Here is a 20,882-nt window from a genome sequence, read left to right on the forward strand (position 1 = left end):
GAGGATCCCTTACATGAAACCGTACCTTACCCGAAAGCCGCACCGTGCTTTTGTTACCGGGTCGTTCCTGGTCGTGTTCGCACTGCTGTTGAACCTGCTCACGGCTCCGGCCTGGGCCGCCCCGGGGGACATCGTCACCATAGCGGGTGGCGGGGCGGGAGACGGCGGGCTGGCAGTATCCGCTCTGGTCGGGGCGACCAGGGTTGCCGCCGATAACGCCGGCAACGTCTACATCGCGGACAACGAGCACCACCGTGTGCGCAAGGTGGATTCCTCAGGTGTGATCACCACCGTCGCCGGCACCGGCGTGGCCGGCAACGCGGGGGACAACGGTCCCGCGACGCTGGCGAGGCTCAACTACCCCATGGGGATCGCCCTCGACGGCAACGGCAACCTCTTCATAGCCGACACCAACAACAACGTCATCCGCAGGGTCGACCCGGCGGGCATCATCACCACCGTGGCGGGGACGGGCATGGCCTCTTACAGCGGCGACGGCCCCGCCCTCGCTGCCGCCCTGAACGCGCCTGCCGATGTCGCGGTCGATCCCTCCGGCGCCCTGATCATCGCCGACCGCGGCAACTACCGGGTCAGAAAGGTTGCCGGCGGTATGATGACCACCGTCGCCGGGGTGGGGTGGTGGGGGAGCATCGGCGATGGCGGCCCGGCCACCGAGGCGGCGCTCACCTTCCCGAGCGGCATCGCAGTGGACCAGGCCGGCAACGTTTTCATTGCCGACGAGAGTAACCACAAGGTCCGCATGGTCGACGCCAGCGGGATCATCACCACGGTGGTGGGCACGGGCGAGCCCGGCTACAACGGTGACGGCCTGCACCGGACCGTGACCCAGTTGCAGGCCCCGAGAGGAGTCGCCTTCGACCCGCAGGGAAGGCTCCTCGTCGTCGACTCCAACAACAACCGCGTCCGCAGGGTGGATGCGACAGGTATCGTCACCACCGTGGCCGGAAACGGCGAGTGGGCTTTCTCGGGCGACGGCGGTCCGGCGACGGCGGCGGCGCTGCAGCAGCCGTGGGGGGTGGCCTGCGACCCTAACGGCAACATCATCGTGGCCGACACGGCCAACTTCCGCATCCGCAGCGTGGACTTCCTCGGCAACATCTCCACCTTCGCCGGCAACGGCACCCTCTCCTGGACCGGTGACGGCGGGCCCGCCTCGGCGGCGGCGTTCTCCTCGCCTGGCTCTCTCGCCATGGACCAGGCCGGCCACATGTACATCGCTGACGTGGGCAACAACCGCATCCGCAGGATCGACAGCTACGGCACGGTCACCACTTTCGCCGGCACCGGCATTGCCGGCTATGGCGGCGACGGCATGCCGGCGGCGACTGCGACCTTTGCCAACCCGACGGGGATAGCCCTCGACGCCGCAGGAAACCTCTACGTGGCCGACAGCGGTAACAACCGCATCAGGAAAATCGATAGCGCAGGCGTCGTCAGCACCGTAGCCGGAAACGGCGTGGGCGGCTACAACGGCGACGGCATGCCCGCCATCTTCTCCAGCCTCGACCGGCCGGTGGGGGTCACGGTGGACGCGCTGGGGAACATCTTCATAGCCGAGTTCGACGGCAACAGGGTACGCAAGGTCGACACGGCCGGGATAATGACTACCGTGGCCGGCACCGGCCTCATGGAGTACAACGGGGACAACATGCCGGCGATCGCGGCCAGCGTGGCGCGACCTGCCAGCGTGGCCCTCGACTCCGCCGGTAACCTCTACATCGCTGATTCCTATAACGCGCGCATCAGGAAAGTAGACACCTCCGGCATCATCACGACGGTGGCCGGAACGGGGGTAAGGGGGTACAACGGGGACGGCATGCCGGCAGTCGCGGCCGACCTGGAGTCCCCGGTCGGGGTTCGCGCCGTCAACGGCAACCTCTACATCATCGACGGCAACCGGGTGCGCAGGGTAAACCCGGACGGGACGATTGCCACCGTTGCGGGTGACGGCACGCCGGGTTTCCAGGGTGACTCGGGCCCCGCGACTGCGGCTTGGCTCCTGTCACCGAGGGACGCCTGGGTCGATGCCTATGGAGGGATCTTCATCGCGGATACCGGCAACGGCAGGATCCGCCTGGTCTTCCCGCAAAACGAGGCGACCCCGATTACGATCAACTGGGGCGCGAGCAGCACCGACTCCTTGAACGTGACGCTGACGCTGCAGTGCACGGGACTCCCCGGGGGGTGCTACGGGGCCCAATTCTCCCACGATGCCATCAACTGGACTGACACGGTCCCCTTCGAGCCGAGCAGGCCCTGGACCCTCATCCCCGGCGAGGGGGTGAAGACCGTGTACGTACGCTTCACGGACGGCTTCGCGACCTGGTCCGAGGTGTACAGCGATACGATATACCTGGTCGCCAGCGGCCCCGGTGTCGCCATCGTGGAGCCTGCGGCGGGCGCGGTCTACGGCAACGATCCGCTGCTCTCCTTCAACGTCTGGGGCCCGGTCGGGCCGGTCACGGTGTACCTGGACGGGGTCCAGGTTCCCAAGTATTCCGGGGATCACCTGGGTCCCCTGGCCGTGGGGCCGCACCTGGTCAGGGTCGAGGTGCGGGACTATTCCGGAGGGAACATGGCCTTCGCCGAGAGCGTCTTCACCGTCCAGGGGGCGGTGCCCTTCGGGGATGACTTCGAGAGCGGCGCGCTGAAATGGGAGACGGTGAACGGCCTGTGGCATGTGGCCGGCCCTGGATCTCTCTATCCCAACAGCCACAGTGGCGGCAACAGCATGTGGTACGGCCAGGAGTTGACCGGCAACTACGATGTCGGCGAAAACAGCGGCTGGATCGTCTCCACCCCTTTCACGGTCCCCAATAACGGCAGTCTCAGGTTCTGGAGCTGGGAGCAGGTTGAAGGCAGCTCGGCCCAGTACGACACCCGCAAGGTCTACATCTCGGTGGACGGCGGGGGGTGGGTCCCGTTGTACCAGTCCCTGGACAACAGCTCTGCCTGGCACCAGGTCGACCTCGACCTGGCGCAGTTTGCCGGGAGGACGGCGAGACTCATCTTTGAATTCAGGAGTGTGGACGGGGCGGCCAACGCCTTCCGTGGCTGGTATCTCGACGACATAACCGTCAGCGGCAGTGCTCCTCCTCCGGCCGCGATCGCTTTCGAGGGATTCGAGTCGGGACTGCTCCAGTCGCCGCCATGGACAGCGGAGGGGAGTCAGCCTTGGAGAGTCGTCTCGGACTCGAGCCACGGCGGGCTTTATTCCGCGCGCTCCGGCGCCATTTTGGATAGCCAGGTGTCGGTTATGGAGACGAGCGTGGACTGCGTTGCCGGAGAGATGAGCTTCTGGTTCGCGCTCGAGTCGGAAGGCAACTTCGACTTCCTCACCGTCCAGGTCGACGGCGTGGAGCGGGGGAGGTGGTCCGGTTCCTACGGCTGGACCCAGGCCACCGTTCCGGTCAGTGCCGGGCCGCATGTCTTCAAGTGGACCTACGTGAAGGACGGCTCCGTTTCGATCGGCCGCGATGCCGCCTGGGTTGACGACATCGTCTTCCCGACTGCACCGGCAGTCCCGGTGGTGACCATCACGTCGCCGGTGCAGGGCGCTCGCTACAAAGAGCCCCCGATACTCACCTTCGGCAGTACGGCACCTAACACGGCGGTGTACCTGGACGGCGTCCTGACGCCGGTGCAAAACGGCATGTACCTCCCCTGGCTTGCCGACGGCAGCCACATCGTCCGCGTCGAATCGAGCAACGCCGCGGGCACGGCAGCCGCTGACGTGAATTTCTTCATCGATGCCACGCCCCCCGTGGTGACCATCACGGCGCCGCTACCCGGTGCGGTAGTCGGCAACACCCCTGTCCTTGTCTACAGCGCCAACGAAGGGGGAGCGATGACCGTCTGGGTCGATGGCGTCCAGACCGAGGCTCCTTCGGGGATGCCGCTGAAGTATCTGGCCGATGGCTCCCACACCGTCCGCGTGCAGGAAATCGATCCGGCGGGCAACATCGGTTTTGCCGAAGTCGCGTTCATCGTGAGCGGGACGAGCGGCATCACCAGTTTCAGCGATGACATGGAAAGCGGTGGCGACAAGTGGGAATCCGCTGGGGGGCTGTGGCACCTGGTGAACGGCCAGACGTCGACCAACGGCAACAGCCACAGCGGCAGCACCAGTTGGTGGTACGGCCAGGAGTCAACGGGGAACTACGACGTCGGCATAACCTCCGGGGCACTGGTCTCCAAGCCCTTCACCGTCGGCACCGGCGCGAGCCTGAAATTCTGGAGTTGGGAGCAGACCGAGGGAAACACGAGCTACGACACCCGCAAGGTCTTCCTAAGCACCGATGGCGGGGGCACATGGAGCCTCCTGGTCCAGTTGACCGATGCAACCTCCTCCTGGCACCAGGTGGTGACGAGCCTCGCCCCGTATGCCGGGATGACGGTCAAGCTGAAGTTCGAATTCAACAGCGTCGACGGCGTGGGCAACGCCTACCGGGGCTGGTACCTGGACGACGTGACCGTGGCCGGCGCAGGGGGGGGCGCGCCGACAGCTGCGGGAGATGCCTTCGAAACCGGCGACTTCTCCTCCCTTCCCTGGGTGTTCAGCGGCAACGCTCCGTGGACCGTCACCACGGGCAACGCGCACGGTGGGCAGTTCGCCGCCAAGGCCGGAACCATCCTGGACGGCCAGAGTTCCACGATGCAGACGACAGTCGACTGCGCCGCCGGTGCCATGAGTTTCTGGTTCGCGGTCAGCTCCGAATACAACTGGGATTTCCTGCGCTTCTACGTGGACGGGGTGGAGCAGGTGGGTTGGTCCGGCAATGTGGGCTGGACGCAACTCGTCACGGTGGTGACCGAGGGCGTTCATACCTTCAAGTGGGTGTATGTCAAAGATAGCTCGGTCTCGGCCGGTTCCGACACCGCCTGGATCGATGACATCGTCTTCCCGACCAAGGCCGTCCCGACCGTGAACCTCGGTTCGCCCGTCCAGGGGGAAAGCTATAAGCAGGAGCCGATCCTCTCCTACAGCGTGAGCGAGGGGAGTGCGGTGGTGAAGCTGGACGGCGTGGTGATCAACGCCCCGTCAGGGAGCATCCTCCCCCCCCTGGCCGACGGCGTGCACGCGGTCCGCGTCGAGGCCAGCAACGCTGCCGGCACCGGGTACGCCGAGGCGAATTTCGTCATGGACCGGGTCGCTCCTTTGGTCACCATCACTTCTCCTTCTCCCGGGAAGACGGACAAGAGCCAGCCGTTGCTCGCTTACAGCGCAAGCGAGGGCACCCCTGTGGTCAAGCTCGATGGAGTCGTGGTCAGCGTGCCTTCGGGGAGCGCCCTGCCCCAGTTGGCCGACGGTCTTCACACCGTTCGTGTCGAGGCCGCCGATGCCGCCGGAAACCTCGGTTTCGCCGAGGTGAGCTTCACCGTCGACACCGTGCAGTTTGCCATCAGCATCGATCCGTTGCCGAGTCCTTCAAACAGCAACAGCTTTGTCCTTACCGGCACACGCGACAGCCGCGCCACCATGTTCGGTGTCGGCTCCAGCAGCTCTGTGAACTTCGGAACGCTCACCTTCCCGACGAACTCCACTTGGCGGCTGCCGGTCAGTGGATTACCTGACGGGAGCACGACCTTCAACGTCAGTGAGGAGGATGGAGCGGGACATGCCGCGGCGGTTTCACTCACCATCGTCATCGACACGGTGGCACCGGTGGTCACCATCGCCTACCCGGCGGCGGGAATCTCCGCTAATCGCACCCCCGTCTTGACCTACACGGTAAGTGAAGGGGCACCGGTGGTACAGGTGGACGGCGTGGTGGTCTCCAAGATCTCCGGCGATACCCTGGGGCCGCTCTCCGACGGTCCTCACACGGTCCGGGTTCAGGTTGCCGATGCCGCCGGCAATATCGGCTTCGCCCTGGTGAACTTCAGCGTCGACACCACGGCGCCGGTGGTTAATATCACCTCGCCCGGTACGGTCCTCGGGAACAACCGGACGCCGGTTTTGACCTACAGTCTCAGCGAAGGCAACGCGGTGGTGCGGGTGGATGGCGTGGTGGTTGCCAAGGTTTCCGGTGATACCCTCGGGCCGCTGGCGGACGGGGAGCACACGGTACGGGTGGAGGCGACCGATGCCGCCGGCAACACCGGCTTCGCACAGGTTAGCTTCAGCGTCGACGCGACGGCTCCGGTGGTCACCATCACCTCGCCCGGTACGGCCCTCGGGAACAACCGGACGCCGGTTTTGACCTACAGCGTGAGCGAAGGCAATGCAGTCGTGTGGCTTGACGGCGCAGTGGTTGTCAAGGCTTCCGGCGAAACCCTCGGGCCGCTGGCGGACGGTACCCATACGGTGAAGGTGGTGGCAACAGACGCGGCGGGGAACTCCTCGTTTGCCGAGGTAACTTTCAGCGTCGACGCGACGGCTCCGGTGGTCACCGTCACTTCACCGGCGTCGGGAACAACCCTGGACAGAACTCCGCTGCTACTCTACACAGTGGGGGACGGCAGCGTGGTGGTTAAGGTGGATGGCAATGCGGTCAACAAAACATCCGGCAGCAGCCTGGATGCGCTGGGGAACGGGAACCACATGGTAACGGTCGAAGCGACCGACGCGGCTGGCAACACCGCCATTTCCTCCGTCAACTTCACGGTTGCCTACACCCCCCTTGCCGTCGGCACCGCCTCGCTCCCCTTCGGGACCATCGGCACCCCCTACAATAGAACCTTGTCGGCAACGGGGGGCGTGCCGGGTTACACCTGGTCCGTCGCCAGCGGCAACCTCCCGGACGGGTTGACGCTGAACGGTTCCACCGGGGTTATCTCCGGGGTTCCCGGCGTGGCTGGCAGCTTTGCCTTTACGGTCAGGGTCGCTGACAACGACGGGGCAAGCGCCACCGCCTCCTTCTCCGTCTCGGTGTACCCGCCGTTGCAGATCGGCAACACCTCGCTTGCCGGCGGATATGCCGGTGCTTCCTACAGCCAGTCCCTTACCGCCAGCGGCGGGACCGGATCCTATACCTGGTCCGTCATCTCCGGGAGCCTCCCCGAAGGTCTCAGCCTCAACCCGACTACCGGGCAGATTGCCGGGACTCCGACAGCTGCCGGCAGCAGCTTCACCGTCGAATGCCGCGACGGCAACCAGACAGCGGCCACGGCCGCGTTGGCAATCGTCATCGAAGCGGCGCGTCCCGACTTGGTGGTCACTGCCGTTTCCGGCCCGACCAGCGGCACCAGGGGCAAAAAGGTGATGCTGACCGCCACGGTGAAGAACCAGGGGCAGGCCACGGCTGGCGCATCCACCTTGAGCTTCTACCTCTCGAGCGACGGCACCGTCAGTGGCGCCGACACCAAAGTCGCCGACGTCTCCGTAGGGAGCCTTGCCGCAGGCGGCTCCCAGACGGTGAGTTTCAATGCCACCGTCCCTGCCACCCTGCCGGCGGGAAGCTACGTCATCGGGGCTATTGCGGACCGGGTCGGTGTGGTCGCCGAAACGGACGAGGCCAATAACGCCAAGGGCGGCGGCAGCATCGACATCCGCTAGAGCCTGCCTCGGCGGCACTACGAGAGCGGGGCACGAGTTTCGTGCCCCGCTTTTTTCGTTGTTCCGAGATTTCGGGCAATAGAGGAAATCCCCCTGCCCCCCTTCGCAAAGGGGGGGGCGTGAGGTCTCGTGCGTCACTTTGTGGCGGACAACAGCACCGTTCGTTGAATTTCCGAACACCCTTCGCGTGGTCTCAGCAGCTTTCCCTCTCTACCTGCTCCAGCAGTTCCAGCGCCTCCAAGTCCTCGTACTCCTCAAACAACTCCCGAATGTTGTTGATGTAGGAGTGGACCAGGAACAGCTCGTCCAGGCATCGCCCGCCGTTGACATCGGGCTGCCCGACCCGCGTCAGCTTCTCCTTGAACTTCTCCCAGAATGCGTTGTTCTTCCCCGGGTCGTCTATGTGCCGGCGCAGCAGCGCGATCAGTTCCTGCGAGTTCTTATCACCCTCTATCCCAACGAAGGAGAGATAGCGGTCCGGATTATCCTGCTTCTGCATGTAAATCTCCTCGGGGGGGCTTAACGGATCAGGTCCAGGCGCAGGGCGAAGGTGAGGTTGCATCCGGCCAGGGGGTGATTCCCGTCCAGCGTCACCGCCTCCTCGGTCACCTCAGTCACCAGCATCACCCGCGCGGCATTACCGGCGAATTCGATGCCCAGTTTTTGGCCCGGAGTGATCTCTTTTTCGGCAGGGAAACAGCCACGGGCGACCTTGATGATGTTCTCCTTGAGTCGCGGACCGTAGGCCTCTTCTGCACTGAGAAAAATGTTCCTGGTTTCGGTCGGCCGCATGCCGACGATGGCGCTCTCCAGCGCCGGGAAGAGCTCGCCTCCCCCCAGAGTCGCCGTCAGCGGGCCGTCGGCCTCGGTGCTGTGGAAGATGGTGCCGTCGTCCAGGGTCCCGATGTAGCTGATGGTGATGGTGTCTCCCATCCTGGCTGTGCCCATGGTTTTTTCTCCTTTCCTTGGTGCTCTTGCCGCGCGCGAACCGGCTCAACGGCGGGGCTCAGGTCGGCGATGCAACAGCCACACCAGCTCTCCGCGCGGCTTCGTTTACGGATCTTCGGCTTGCCTAAGGAAGGGGGGATGTGATGGGTGAGGTTGCGGCAGGGGACGCAAATGGCGGACGCAAAAAGCCGGGCCGGGGGCGCCCGACCGGAGGAGTCTCAGGACCGGCCCCCCTGGTAGGGGTCGGCATAGGGATGGCCCGGAGGGGGCGTCCCCCCGGAGGGAGACTTGAGCGGGGTCCGGTCCTTCACCCGGAACACCTCGATGGCGGCCTTACCCTCCAAGGGACAGACGTTTTCGCAGATGCCGCAGCCGTTGCAGAGTTCATCCACCACGTAGGGCTGCTGCACGGTTCTCCTGGCACCGTCGAACCCGGTCAGCTCGACCCGCTCGGACCGGATCGCCTTCCCGGGGATGGGGCAATGTTCCTCGCAGACGATGCAGTCGATCCTCTTGGCGAAGGGGAGGCAGTGGTTCTTGTCGAACACCGCCTTCCCGATCACCTGGCGCTGCTTCTCCTCCCGGGGAAGGTCGGGGATGGCACCGGTGGGGCAGACCTGGCCGCACAGGGTGCAGTTGTACTCGCAGTAACCTAGCCGCGGCACCAATAAAGGGGTATAGAGCCCTTCCGCACCGGCCTGGAAGAAGGCGGGGTAAAGCGCGCTTCTCAGGCAGACCTTCATGCATTCGCCGCAGCGCACGCACTTTTTCAGGAACTCATCCTCGTCGCGCACCCCCGGCGGCCGCAACAGCTTCGCCTGCGCGGTGGGTTCCCGGAAGCGGAAGCCCCTGGCAAGTGCCACTCCACCCAACAGCCCCCCGAGGAACACGCGCCGCTCCAGGACCGGCCCGGTCTGCGGCTGCCTTGCCCGCCACCCGAAGTCGACCCGCCGGGACGGACAATGCAGGGCGCACTCCATGCAGAGGATGCACTCCTCCGTCTGCAGGAGTTCCTGATCGAAGGAGGTGGGGCAGTGCTCGCGGCAGGCCCGGCAGTCGGCGCAGAGCTTGGCCGGGGTGCGGCGCAGGGGACCGAGGCGGGAGAGCAGGCCGAGCAGTGTCCCCAAGGGACAGAGACGGCGGCACCAGGCGCGCCTTTCGTAGCGCTCAAGGAACAGGATCAGCACGAAGAGAAGCGCGGAGAGGAAGGCGAGAGGGTAGAGCGTCTCCCGGAAGGGGAGGAGGTAGTCGCGGATCAGGCGGTAACCCGGATCGAGGAGGTCGCGCCGGTCCCCGACGACGCCGTAGAGGGAGCGCCAGCCGCCGCGCACCGTATCCCCCACAAGGGGATGGAAGAAGAAGGTGAGGGCGCGCAGGAGAAGGGCGATGGGGTCGAGGAGGCCGGCGAGGTTCACCCCGAGCAGGGAGGCCGTGAGCAGCGGAAGGAGGAGCCAGTACTTGGCCCGCCCGGTGAGGGCGCGCAGTGCGCCCACCTTGCGGATCCTCCCGGTGATGAGGTCGAGGATGGTCCCCAGGGGGCAGATCCAGCCGCAGAAGAACCTCCCCAGGAACAGCGCGCAAAGGAGAACCAGGAGCCCGGGCAAGAGCAGCGGCTGGTACTGCCTGGTCGCCAGCATGGTGCTGGCCGCCGTGAGCGGGTTGGCGCGGAAAAAGCCGTTCACTGCGGCCACGATGCGGTCGCTCCCCCGGTACTCGGTCATCAGGAACAGGACCAGGAAGAGGGCAAGGAACAAAAGCTGCGCGATGCGGGCGGAGGTTACCTTTTTCACACCCGGACGATCCTCATTCTGTCGAGGTTCATCTCGCCCAGGCCGCGCTGGTAGGCGGACCGGGTCACTGCGATGTCGGCGGGTTTCAACCCGAAGAGGGTGGTGGCGTAGGCGTCGGCGGCGACGATGTCGGTCGAGGCGATCACCTGGTTCAGGACCTTGACGTCGGCGAGGTTCCCCCCTTGCGGGCCGTGGGCGGTGAGGATCCTGGTGGCGTCGATCACGGTGAGGTGGGGGCGGAAGGAGGCGTTGATGTCGGCCAGGGCCTGGTCGATGTTCTTGTGGATGGAGCCGCGGTTGCCCCCCATGATCCCCATCACGTTCTTCATCCCGAGGGTAAGGCGGCTCAGGCCGTGGTGCTTGGCGATCGGGACGTTGATATAGACGTCGGCGGAGAGCGCCTCGCCGTAGAGCTCCCACTCCTTGAGCACCTTGCCGTTCAACGCGACATTCTTGAAGCGCTCCTCCTCGAGGTGCTTCACCTCCACGTTCTTCATCCCCTTGAGTGCCGCTTCGATGCCGCTGGAGGCGTAGCAGCGGCGCGGGTCGTTGCAGGTACGGTCGAAGACCTTGACCCTTTTCGCGCCCGCCTTCAGGCATTCCTCCACCAGCGCCCTGACCACGACCGGATTGGTGGTGGCGGCATACTCGGGCGCGCGGTCCCAGCCGATGTTCGGCTTCACCACGACGGTCTGTCCCGGTTTCACGAAGCGTTGCATCCCGCCGAGCGCCAGGAGCGCCTTCCGGGTGATGCCAGCATGGTCCGTCCCTTGTGCGACGGCGACCACGGGGCCTTGCGCGGCGAACAGGTTGCGCAGCCAGCCATGCAGGAAAAGGGATGACAGGCCCAGTACCTTGATGAACTGCCGTCTTTCCATGGAGACCTCCCGGCAAAGGTGTAAGCGCTCCAGCGCCAGGTCTCATTATAGGAGGGATTGCGGCTAATTCAATTCGGCGCGGAAAAACGGGGCACCGGCGCGGAAAACGATGCCCGGCGTGTGCCAGCGCCGGGCAATAATGAGAAGTGTGGTTGAAACGCTGCGTTACTTCTGTCCGTGCTCTTCGTGGTGCCCGTCGTGCCGCACCTTCTTGCCATGCTTCTCCGGAGCGTGCCCGCCTGGTTCGCCGTGTCCGGCGTGACCGGCGGCGTCCTGGTGCAGCCGCTCGACGTAATGGGTGTAGTCGACGTAGGCCTCGACGAACTCCCGCCCCTGGGCCACGCTCTCGTCCTTGTGCTGGTAGGCCGCGGCGGCTCTCTGGTAACGCGTGCGGATCCCTGCCGCCACGTCATCGGTGACGAGCTTGACCAGTGCGTCCGCGGAGCCGCCGGCCAGCGCCTTGTCCGCCTCTGCGATGGCCGGTTCCACGCTCCCCGCAGGCTTCAGCCCGGTGAAGGGGGCTCCTTCGCCTGCGCGGTGCACTTTGACCAAGGTGCCGAAAAACTTGTGTTCGGCCGCCTCTCTCGCTTCCGGGCGTGCCGAGATGACCTTTTTGAAGGCAGCGCGAACGACTTTCTCGTCCTTCGTTTTCACCCACTTGAGAACCGGTGTCACGTCTTTGGCGGCGATGGCCTTTCTTGCATCCTGGATCACCGGCCCGTCCAGGGTGTCACAGTGCGCCGATGCGCTGTGGGGAGCTGCCAGGTAAAGGACGGCCGCCGCTGTCACGGCCCAAAAGGCTGATTTCAAATTCGCTATGCTCATTGCTATCTCCTCGTCATCTTTGATTGGCGGTGCCGAACCACCACCCTCAAGGTACGCCGCAAAAGTTGTAGATCCCTTGACCGACGTCATTTTTATTCACTCGAAAGGGTAATGCCGGTTCCCTTTGTGTCAACACCCCGCCACTCCTTCTTGGCCCCCTGGAATGTTTCCACGTGATCGAGAGGGGGGACTTCGCCGGTAGCAACCACCTGTGACGAGAAACAGGTTCCCGGAAGCACCTCTGTTTTTTGTGTGTGGAGATTTCTGTTGACCCGTCTACAGCTTCACGGTTTAGTATTCCTGCTGTCATGGCCATGACGCCACTAACAGCAAAAGGAGGACACTATGAGCAAGGTAACTGTGGAAGAGTGGACGGCCCGGTTCAGGGCGATAGGACTGGACGACGCGGCCATGGAACAGTGGCACCGCCTGTTCGAGCGGGAGAACCCGGAGGGGCACCAGGAGTTCCTGGAGTGGCTGGGGCTTTCGCCCGAGCGCATCGCCGCCATCCGCAAGCACCACGCCTGACCTCGCGGCCCCGGTGCCGCCTGCCTCACCTTATGGTGGGGCGGGTTACGGCCCCGGGGCCGCTTCCTTCGCAGGAGGACCCATGTACCGTATCAGCCAGTTGGCCGCGAAGTTCGGCCTGTCCCGCAGCACGCTGCTCTACTATGACCAGGAGGGGCTCCTCTCCCCCTCCGGGCGCAGCGAGGCCGGCTACCGCCTCTACTCCGATGGCGACCTCGAGCGCCTGGCCGCCATCGTTTCCTTCCGCAAGGCGGGGCTCTCCGTCGAGGAGACCCGCGCCCTGCTGGCATCGGGGGAGGGTGAACAGTCGGTCATCAGGAGGCGGCTTGACGCCATCGGCGAGCAGATCCGTGCCCTCCAGGCACAGCAGCACCTCCTGGCCCGCATGCTCCGGGTGCAGTCGGGGGAGGAGCTCCCCGAGAGCGTGGACAAGGAGACCTGGGTAGCCATGTTGCGCGCCGCGGGCATGGACGACGAAGCCATGGAAACCTGGCATGCCGAGTTCGAGCGGCGCGCACCCCAGGCGCACCACTCCTTCCTGCTGAGCTTGGGGATCCCTGAGCAGGAGGCGCGGGCGATCAGGGAATGGTCCGCGGCCGCCGGGACCGCAACCCCTGCCAAGCCTCGCCGGAACTTCCCCCGGGAGCGTTGAATTCTCCAGACACGTGGTTAGAATGTGCTACTTGTTGCGCGTCATTCTACCTGACAAAGGAGAACTACATGAAAACGTCGGAAATGTTCGCCGCCCACCCGCGAAAACTCACCATGGATGTAACCGCCATCACCGAGTGCATCAGCGTGCTCGTCGAGTGCGCCGACGTCTGCACCAGCTGCGCCGACGCCTGCCTCGGGGAGCAGGCGGTACAAAAACTCACCAAGTGCATCGGGCTCAACCTTGACTGCGCGGATATCTGCCAGACCACCGCCCGCGTCCTTTCCCGCCAGACCGACCCCGTTCCCCAACTGCTCAGGACCCAGCTCGAGAGCTGCGCCGTCGCCTGCCGGCTCTGCATGCAGGAGTGCGAGGTCCATTCCGAGATGCACCAGCATTGCCGCATCTGCCGGGCCAGCTGCCAGAACTGCGAGAAGCTCTGCCAGGACCTGATCTCGCGTCTGTCCGAGGGGGCCAGGACCACGTTCCTGTAATGGGGAGTGGGGCGGCTGCGGCCGCCCCTACTCGGCACCGGGTCCAAGACCAGGAGGCTGCAGATGAGCAAGTTGGCCTGTAACGTCGTCGCGTACCGACCTGATCCCGAAATGCTTGCCGCCCGCTTCGAGCCGCGCCAGGTGGAGGTGCTGCTGGAGCAGGCGGAGGGGCTGCTGGAGCGCGCCGTGGCCGAATTCAGGGAGTACGCCGCGCTGGACCGCGCCTGGCAGGAGCTGAGCCACGACCTGGCGATCCTGGAGCAGGAGCTGGAACTGGATCGGCGCCGGGTGGAACGGGAGGAGCCGGCGGCGGAGGAGGAGCCCCCCCCCGAGCCTGAGGCTTCCCAGGCGCGGGAGCAGTCCCCGGGGGAAGCGGCGCACGAGGAGAGCGACGCGGCGGCCGCGGCTGCGGCGGCGCCTGGGGAAGTGGTTGCAGAACAGGCTGCGGCGGCGGGGGAGCCGGAAGCCGTGACGAGCATGATCGAACTGCGCGGCGAGTCGATCCGGCGCAGGAGGGATTTGACCTCCCCGGGGGGACCCCTCGCACTCGACGAGCAGCGCGATCTGGTGCTGAGGCGCCTGTGCCGCGACTACGAGGAGGGGCTGAACCGGGTCGCGGTCGCGGAGGAAGGGGTGCGGCGCATCTTCGGCTACGAGGTGGCCTCGCCGCTCAGCTCCTGGTCGGAAACGCTGGGAGCCTCACTGGCCAGCAACATCATCTGGACCAGAAACGCACGGGAGTGGCTCGCGCTCTACCTGCAGGGGGAGCAGGCGTTCACCCGCGCCTTCTCGGTGCGTGCGCTGATGAACCGCAACGCCTGGGGGCAGCTCAGGCATGCCCGGGACAGCTTCTCGGTGCGACTCCAGATCCCTGCCGAGCTCTTCCAGGGGTTCGAGAACTGCCGCTTCCGCGGGGTGAGCGCCTCCCTGCTGGGCGAGGCGGGAGGGGTGCCGTGGTCGGCGCTGGTGAGGCTTCCCGAGGCGGCGTACTACCTTCGCTCGGGACAACGGGTGGAGGTCGATCAGCGGGAGCTGCCAAAGATCCTGTTGGGGCGGGTTGAGAACCGGCGTTCGGTGCGCCGCTCGGAGTTCTGCGGCATGTCGACCCACCTGAACGCGAGCCCGGTGGGGAAACCGGTAAACGAGGGGGAATGGACCGTGGAACTGATGCGACCGGTGGGTGCCGCCACGGAACTGTTCGCCCAGGTGGACGACCTGGTGATAGAGGTCAAGGTTTCCGGGGTCGCGCAGAAAACGGAGCGATGACGAGGCGTGCCGACGCGCCAGGCGCCGGCACAGGACAAGGGGGTGACTCATGGAAAAGATGAGGTTGATCAGCCCGGCCTTCCAGGACAACGGGCGCATTCCGGCGAGGTACACCTGCGACGGCGACAACATGAATCCCGAGCTGAGGTTCGAGAACGTCCCGGCCGGGACGAAGTCGCTGGCACTGGTCATGGAGGACCCGGACGCGCCGAACGGGCTGTGGGTGCACTGGATACTGTGGAACATCGGCCCCAGGGTGACCACGCTGGTGGAGCAGGCCGAGCCGCGCGAGGTGGTGATCGGAAAGAACAGCTGGGGGCATAACCAGTACGGCGGGCCCTGCCCTCCCTCCGGCAGCCACCGCTACATCTTCCGGCTCTACGCGCTGGACACGACCCTGGACTTGGCGGGGACGGCCAGCAAGGGGCAGCTGGACGTGGCCATGCAGGACCACATCCTTGCGGAGGCGGCGCTGACCGGTCTCTACGGCGGGGGGTAGGGGACGGGAGGCGAAGAAGGGACGGGGCACCCGGTCGATTTTACTGGGCCGGGTGCCTTTTTTTGTTCAGGATTCCTGCCGTTCGTTGATGAAATTGGTGAAGGCGCGGTCGGTGTTCTGGATATGCCCCACCAGCCAGTCCTTGAGAAACACCAGCACGTCGATGGCCACGAAGGATTCGCCGGCATCGGAGCGGTCCTTGAAGTTGTGGATTGAGTTGATGAACTTGCGGTGGGCGGCGGCGTGCGACGGGGCCGCTGCATAGTCGAGCTCCGCCATCAGCTGCTCTTCGGTCCGGAAATGGTACTGGGTGTAGTCGAGCAGCTCGGCAACCACCTCCTCGAGTTCGTGGCTGTGGTCGTGCAGCATGAGCGCGCGGTAGCACCGGTTCAGGATGTCGACCAGCCTGTGGTGATGTTCATCTATCTGTCCCACTCCCAGGATCAGGGAATCGTCCCACTCTACCAGTGTCATTGATTACTCCGGGTGCAGCAGTGAAAAATAAGCGACTCGGTCCAATTTATCGGTCGGAACGGCCAAAACTGCAATTTTTTGTTAGGTCTACTTGAAAGCGATCACTTCCAGCTTCCCGTAATCCCCTCGCTGTGCCTTGAGGGCGCGCCGCTCGAACTCTATCTCCCTTCTTTTGCGTGCAGTCTCCCGCTCATCGCCGCCCGCCGCACCGGCGCGTGACAGTGCCCGCTGCAGCACCATCCCGCCCACCAGCAGCGAGGCGAGCGCGTACTTCCGCTTGTAGAAAAGGGCCAGAGCGCCGCCTGCCAGCAGCGCCGCCCGGGGGTCGCGCAGCAGGTCCAGGGCCGACTGCAGCCCAAGCTTCAGGTTCAACTCCCTGACTTGCGGGTCCAGGTTGCCCCGCTGGTCCTCCCGGTAGTTGAGGGGGAGATCCGCCAGCCGTTCCAGATTGTCGCTGTTCATGCTTGGCTCCTTTTGCCGGGGATGACGACGAAGCTTATCTTAACAGCGCCGCAGCGTTCCTCAATATCCGCCTGGATTTTTTCGAATGGGGAGGGTGCTTGACTTCGACACTGCAGTGGTTAAAGTGAGGCTTTGTTAATTTACTGGGGCGTGGGGGAATCGTCATGGCTGCCAACCTAAGCAGGGAGCTGGTCGAGGGTGCCCTCGGCAACTGTGTGAGTATTATCGACCCGCTGCGTAACCACCGCTGGGATCGCTTCGTACAGCAGCACCCCTACGGCTGGATCACGCACCTGTCGGGATGGAAGCGGGTGCTGGACAAGAATTTCCCCCACATGACCGGCTACTACCTGGTGCTAAAGGATGCCGCCGGAGGCATCAGGGCCGCGCTCCCGGTCTATGCGGTGGAGAGCTGGCTCATGGGACGGCGGTTGGTGAGCATCCCCTTCGCGACCCTGTGCGACCCGCTGGTGACCGATACGGCCGACATGGAGCTGCTCAGTGAGGCGGTGCTGCGCCTGGCGGGGGTACTTGGCATCTCCCGCATCGAGATCAGGACCGCCGCCGCCTCTCACCTGCTGAACCGTGACCTGTTCCGCGCCGATTGCGTCAACAAGCATCACTTCCTGCCGCTTTGCGAGAATCCGGAGCTGGTCAGGGAGCGCTTCCACCGCAGCTGCGTGCGGCAGCGCATCGCCCGGGCGGAGCGGGCAGAGCTTCGACTCATCCGGGGCAAGCGGGAGTCGGACCTCAGGGAGTTTTACCTGCTGCACTGCGTCACCAGGAAGAGGAAGGGGCTGCCGCCCCACCCCTACCTCCTGGTGAAGACGCTCTGGCAGACCTTCGCGCTGCAGGGGGTGGTGGAGCTGCTGCTTTGTCGCAGGGGGAGGGAGACCGTGGCGGGGCTGCTCCTTTTCAAGTACAAAAACCGCGTCTCCATCGAGTACTCCGCCGTCAACGCACTGCATAACGATTCCAGCCCGGTTCATTTCCTGTTCTGGAACGCGATCAGGGAGGCCTGCCTCGCGGGATACCGGGTGCTCGATTTCGGCAAGACCTCGGAGCACAACAAGAGCCTGATGGAGTTCAAATCCCACTGGGGCGCTGAGGTCACCGATCTCCCCCATTTCCTCTACCCCAACACCCCGCCCCCCCCCTCCCTGGCGGGGGACCAGTCCATCGCCAAGAAGTTGCTGCAGTTTGTCTGCACCAAGGCGCCCGATACGGCGCTTAGCTACCTGGGGGAGTTCTGTTACCGGCACCTGGGCTAGACCAACCGGTTGGTTTTGAGGGGTTCTCTGCTACCCTTTTACGGGCCGGGTTAGAGTTGGTTCACGACCCGGCTGGCCGCAGTAGTTCGGGATCATCCCACAGCGGGATGGAAGGAGGAAAACATGGCCGAGGCAAGAAGGATCCAGATTCAAGAGGCGCGCAGGAAGGTGCAGGCAGGCGAAGCCCTATTCGTCTGCTCATACGACAGCGAGGAGATGTGCGGAGGCATCCGCCTGGAGAAGGCCTGGACGATGGGAGAGTTCAACGCCAGGCTTCCCGAGGTGAAGAAGGACCAGGAGATCATCTTCTACTGCAACTGACCGCAGGAGCATACCTCTGCCGGTCGGGCAGCTGAATTTGCAGAGAAGGGATTCACGAAGGTCTGGGTGCTGCAGGGCGGGGTGAACGCCTGGAAAGAGGCGGGGTACAAGTAAGGGGAGGCACATCGAGTGAAAAGGGCCCTCCGGCGGTTGCCGGAGGGCCCTTTTGCTTTACTCGGAGTCGGGCGCTTCCGCCGGCTCCTTCTTGTCGGGGGACTCGCCCAGGAAGGTGGCGATCCCGTCCCGGGTCCACATCACCGCCTGCCTGTTTCGGAAGGGCTGCAGGAAGTAGTAATCCTTGGGGGCGATGGACACCGTCTCCTTCTCGTAGGTGATCAGCGCGATCTTGTCGTGGCCGGCAGCATAGGCGCGGATCTGGTCCCGGCTGGGGAGCTCGACCAGGGGCTGGCTCAGCCGCCCCATGAAATGGAACTGCCCGTGGTACTTGCCGGCATGCAGCACCTGGTACCCCTCGGCCTGTTTCTGCCGGATCGCCGCCGCGATAGGGTGCAGGTCGTAGCGCTGGAACATGGTGTTGCCGCCGACGAGGACCAGGACGCAGCAGGCCAGGGAGGCCACCGCGACCTGGCTGACCAGGGCCGGCATGGTGCGCGGGCGCAGCAGCAACAGCACCGCACCCAGCACGATCAGCCCGGCGGCCGCGATCCTGATCTCCATGAGGTCGAAGTGCTTCAAGAGCTTGCCGTGCCTGATGAAAGACGCGGTGATCAGGCCGGCGCCGAGGAAAAGGTAGAGGCCGGCGATGGGGAATCTGAAGCGGGCCACATCCCCCTGCTCCTCGGCGACGCTCCTGGCCATGAGCAGGCTGAAGGTCGGCAGCACCGGGATCAGGTAGTGCACCTGCTTGCCGCTCAATAGGGAAAAGATCACCAGGCTCCCCCCTCCCCAGATCAGCAGCATCCTGAAACCGGGGTCGCCGGAAAGGCGCTTCCAGGCCCGCCAGGCGGGAGGGAACAGGGGCCAGGGGAGCAAGAGGGTCGGGATCCAGGGGAGGTACCACCAGATGGGGCGCTTGTGCGCGAAGGAGTTGGTCATGCGGTGCACCGTCTGCCCCCACAGGATGGCGCGCCGGTAGGTTTCGCCGCCGGTGAGCGCGGCCGGAACCAGCCAGAAGAGCACCACGCCGACGCCGATCAGGATCGAGAGCCCGAGCCAGGCGTACCACTTGCCGGAGAAGCGCTCTTTGGGAACCCAGAGAAAACCGAGCAGGGCGACCGGGAGGACGTAGACCAGTACCACCGGCCCCTTGGTGAGTATCCCGCCGCCGATGGCCACGCCGAGCTGCAGGTACCAGGCGAGGCGGTGCTCCCGGGCCGCGCAGGCAACCGCCAGCACCGCGAGGAGCACCCAGAAGGCGAGGATCACGTCGAACATGATCACCGAGGACCAGAGCAGGTAGGAGAGCATGGACGCGAGGATCAGCGCCGCGTAGCGCGCCACCTGCCGGTCGTCCCACAGCTTGAGCGCGATCCGGTACACGAGGGTCAGGTTGATAAGGCTGAAGATGAGCGGGATGAAGCGCAGCGTCCCTTCGTTTACCCCGAACAGGAGCCAGTCCAGGTTCAAGAGCCAGAAGAGCAGCGGCGGCTTGTGCGAATAGGGGAGCCCGTTTTGCAGCGGCACGATGAAGGAGTGGTTGTTCCACATCTCCCACGCCACGCCGAGGTAGCGCGTTTCATCAACCGGGAAGTAGGGGAGCCGCAGGGCAAGGACGATCCCGGGGATGACCAGGATCGCGAAGGGGAGGCCCAGCTCTTTAATCAGCGGCCGGATCGCTTGATGCATCTTTCTTTTCCTTGTGGATGAAAAAGAGGTTTCTGAGGTAGACGGTGGTGCCGAAGGCCTGTCCCAGGATGAAGACCGGATCCTTGCGGTACAGGGAATAGACCAGCAGGATCAGCGACCCGAAGATGCTGAAGTACCAGAACGACTCGGGTATGACGCTTTTTCTCTGTCTCTCGGTGGCGATCCACTGCACCACGAAGCGCATGGTGAAGAAGAACTGCCCGGCCAGGCCGATGGCCACCCAGGCCTTTTCCGTTAAAACCATCTAGTCGCACCTCGTGATCTTTACGTTCTTCGCGCGCATGCGCAGCCAGCACACCCCGAAGATGTCGACGATGCCGACCCAGAGGCGGTTCAGTGTGCCGTATTTGGAGACCCCTGCGGTGCGGGGGCGGTGGTTCACCTCGACGGAGATGACGTCGCCACCCTTCATCTTGATCAGCGCGGGGAGGAAGCGGTGCATGTGGTCGAAGAAGGGGAGCTCCAGGAATGCTGAGCGGTAGAAGACCTTGAGGCCGCAGCCGGTGTCGGGGGTCTCGTCGCGCAGGAAGGAGCGGCGGTAGGCGTTGGCGATCTTGGAGCAGATGATGCGCCAGACGTGGTCGTCCCTCTTCTTGCGGAACCCTGCCACCATCTTGAGGTTGGGGTTGTCGCTTTTCAGGATCGCGTCGACCATCTTCGGCACGTCGGCAGGGTTGTTCTGGCCGTCGCCGTCCATGGTGGCGATGATGGCGCCGCTGGCCTCCCTGATGCCGGTGGCCACGGCGGCACTCTGCCCGTAGGCGCGGTCGTGCTGGATGATCTTGAGGGAGGAGACCGAGCTCTTCAGGGCGAGCAGCCTGGCATGGGTGTCGTCGGTGCTGCCGTCGTCCACGACGACGATCTCACACTCAAGTCCGGTGGCGACTATTTCCCGTACCAGGTTCACGATATTGTCCGCCTCGTTGTGGGCAGGTATCACGACTGAGATAGTGGTCATAAATTCTCTGTTTTTTCAATTAGATGCCGCTAAGATGGGTGCGAGTGAACAATTTGACAACATAGCACAACCAGAAAGGTAAATCATAGTTTTTTCTGAATGACATAGCTCCCGGACTGTGCTGTCGCAGGGCGAAAGGCCCCCACGTTCACGGCTCAGCGGCCAAGGGG

Annotated in this window: 18 protein-coding genes and 1 pseudogene; 9 read left to right on the forward strand and 10 right to left on the reverse strand. The window is 64.5% G+C overall.

Annotated elements, in window-relative coordinates:
- The first annotated feature begins 13 nt into the window (after positions 1-13).
- Complete coding sequence (locus KOM00_RS17665) at positions 14-7,519, forward strand: NHL domain-containing protein (RefSeq protein WP_216500250.1); 7,506 nt, start codon at positions 14-16, stop codon at positions 7,517-7,519.
- A 193-nt stretch (positions 7,520-7,712) separates the two neighbouring features.
- Here KOM00_RS17665 and cowN read toward each other — a convergent pair whose 3' ends face one another.
- The 5 genes from cowN to KOM00_RS17690 all read right to left on the reverse strand — a co-directional run bounded on the left by cowN (position 7,713) and on the right by KOM00_RS17690 (position 11,960).
- Entirely contained in the window at positions 7,713-8,018 is a 306-nt protein-coding gene (cowN, locus tag KOM00_RS17670; protein WP_216500251.1) for a N(2)-fixation sustaining protein CowN, read from the reverse strand.
- A 20-nt stretch (positions 8,019-8,038) separates the two neighbouring features.
- The gene (locus KOM00_RS17675) at positions 8,039-8,467 is read right to left on the reverse strand and encodes an FKBP-type peptidyl-prolyl cis-trans isomerase (RefSeq protein ID WP_216500253.1); all 429 of its coding nucleotides are present in this window, start codon (positions 8,465-8,467) and stop codon (positions 8,039-8,041) included.
- A gap of 218 nt (positions 8,468-8,685) precedes the next feature.
- Positions 8,686-10,257, reverse strand: a complete 1,572-nt coding sequence (locus KOM00_RS17680; protein WP_216500255.1) for a 4Fe-4S binding protein — start codon at positions 10,255-10,257, stop codon at positions 8,686-8,688.
- Positions 10,254-11,135 (reverse strand): DUF362 domain-containing protein, encoded by an 882-nt coding sequence (locus KOM00_RS17685; protein ID WP_216500257.1) that lies wholly within the window; start codon positions 11,133-11,135, stop codon positions 10,254-10,256. The genes KOM00_RS17680 and KOM00_RS17685 overlap by 4 nt, the downstream gene beginning before the upstream one ends.
- 165 nt (positions 11,136-11,300) lie before the next feature.
- Positions 11,301-11,960, reverse strand: a complete 660-nt coding sequence (locus KOM00_RS17690) for a DUF6448 family protein (RefSeq protein WP_216500258.1) — start codon at positions 11,958-11,960, stop codon at positions 11,301-11,303.
- 345 nt (positions 11,961-12,305) lie between these two features.
- On the opposite strand from KOM00_RS17690, the gene KOM00_RS17695 reads away from it, so the two are divergent.
- From KOM00_RS17695 to KOM00_RS17715, 5 genes are all read left to right on the forward strand, one after another.
- A complete protein-coding gene (locus KOM00_RS17695; protein ID WP_216500259.1) occupies positions 12,306-12,488 on the forward strand; it encodes a MerR family transcriptional regulator in 183 nt (60 codons plus the stop codon).
- Between the two features lie 82 nt (positions 12,489-12,570).
- Positions 12,571-13,140: a MerR family transcriptional regulator gene (locus tag KOM00_RS17700; RefSeq protein WP_216500260.1), complete on the forward strand. Its 570-nt coding sequence runs from the start codon at positions 12,571-12,573 to the stop codon at positions 13,138-13,140.
- A 68-nt stretch (positions 13,141-13,208) separates the two neighbouring features.
- Positions 13,209-13,634, forward strand: a complete 426-nt coding sequence (locus KOM00_RS17705) for a four-helix bundle copper-binding protein (protein WP_216500262.1) — start codon at positions 13,209-13,211, stop codon at positions 13,632-13,634.
- Between the two features lie 63 nt (positions 13,635-13,697).
- Positions 13,698-14,900, forward strand: coding sequence for a hypothetical protein (locus tag KOM00_RS17710; RefSeq protein ID WP_216500264.1), 1,203 nt, complete (start codon positions 13,698-13,700; stop codon positions 14,898-14,900).
- A 49-nt stretch (positions 14,901-14,949) separates the two neighbouring features.
- Positions 14,950-15,399 (forward strand): YbhB/YbcL family Raf kinase inhibitor-like protein, encoded by a 450-nt coding sequence (locus KOM00_RS17715; RefSeq protein ID WP_216500266.1) that lies wholly within the window; start codon positions 14,950-14,952, stop codon positions 15,397-15,399.
- Positions 15,400-15,465: 66 nt separating this feature from the next.
- Here the strand turns inward: KOM00_RS17715 and KOM00_RS17720 are convergent, their stop codons facing one another.
- A complete protein-coding gene (locus KOM00_RS17720) occupies positions 15,466-15,873 on the reverse strand; it encodes a bacteriohemerythrin (protein ID WP_216500268.1) in 408 nt (135 codons plus the stop codon).
- An 87-nt stretch (positions 15,874-15,960) separates the two neighbouring features.
- Complete coding sequence (locus tag KOM00_RS17725) at positions 15,961-16,335, reverse strand: hypothetical protein (protein WP_216500269.1); 375 nt, start codon at positions 16,333-16,335, stop codon at positions 15,961-15,963.
- A gap of 164 nt (positions 16,336-16,499) precedes the next feature.
- On the opposite strand from KOM00_RS17725, the gene KOM00_RS17730 reads away from it, so the two are divergent.
- The 3 genes and pseudogenes from KOM00_RS17730 to KOM00_RS21075 all read left to right on the forward strand — a co-directional run.
- On the forward strand, positions 16,500-17,606 hold the full coding sequence (locus KOM00_RS17730; RefSeq protein ID WP_216500271.1) for a lipid II:glycine glycyltransferase FemX: 1,107 nt from the start codon (positions 16,500-16,502) through the stop codon (positions 17,604-17,606).
- A 123-nt stretch (positions 17,607-17,729) separates the two neighbouring features.
- The gene (locus KOM00_RS17735; RefSeq protein WP_216500273.1) at positions 17,730-17,927 is read left to right on the forward strand and encodes an ArsR family transcriptional regulator; all 198 of its coding nucleotides are present in this window, start codon (positions 17,730-17,732) and stop codon (positions 17,925-17,927) included.
- A gap of 27 nt (positions 17,928-17,954) precedes the next feature.
- A pseudogene (locus tag KOM00_RS21075) lies at positions 17,955-18,041 on the forward strand (rhodanese-related (seleno)protein); the annotation flags it as partial.
- Between the two features lie 57 nt (positions 18,042-18,098).
- Here KOM00_RS21075 and KOM00_RS17740 read toward each other — a convergent pair.
- Genes KOM00_RS17740 through KOM00_RS17750 form a run of 3 tightly spaced genes read right to left on the reverse strand, consistent with a single transcriptional unit; the run spans position 18,099 to position 20,712 of the window.
- Complete coding sequence (locus KOM00_RS17740; RefSeq protein WP_216500274.1) at positions 18,099-19,733, reverse strand: ArnT family glycosyltransferase; 1,635 nt, start codon at positions 19,731-19,733, stop codon at positions 18,099-18,101.
- On the reverse strand, positions 19,705-19,998 hold the full coding sequence (locus tag KOM00_RS17745; protein ID WP_216500276.1) for a lipid-A-disaccharide synthase N-terminal domain-containing protein: 294 nt from the start codon (positions 19,996-19,998) through the stop codon (positions 19,705-19,707). The genes KOM00_RS17740 and KOM00_RS17745 overlap by 29 nt, the downstream gene beginning before the upstream one ends.
- Positions 19,999-20,712 (reverse strand): glycosyltransferase family 2 protein, encoded by a 714-nt coding sequence (locus KOM00_RS17750; protein ID WP_216500278.1) that lies wholly within the window; start codon positions 20,710-20,712, stop codon positions 19,999-20,001.
- Positions 20,713-20,882 lie beyond the last annotated feature (170 nt).

It is taken from the genome of Geomonas diazotrophica (assembly GCF_018919385.1).
GTDB lineage: Bacteria > Desulfobacterota > Desulfuromonadia > Geobacterales > Geobacteraceae > Geomonas > Geomonas diazotrophica.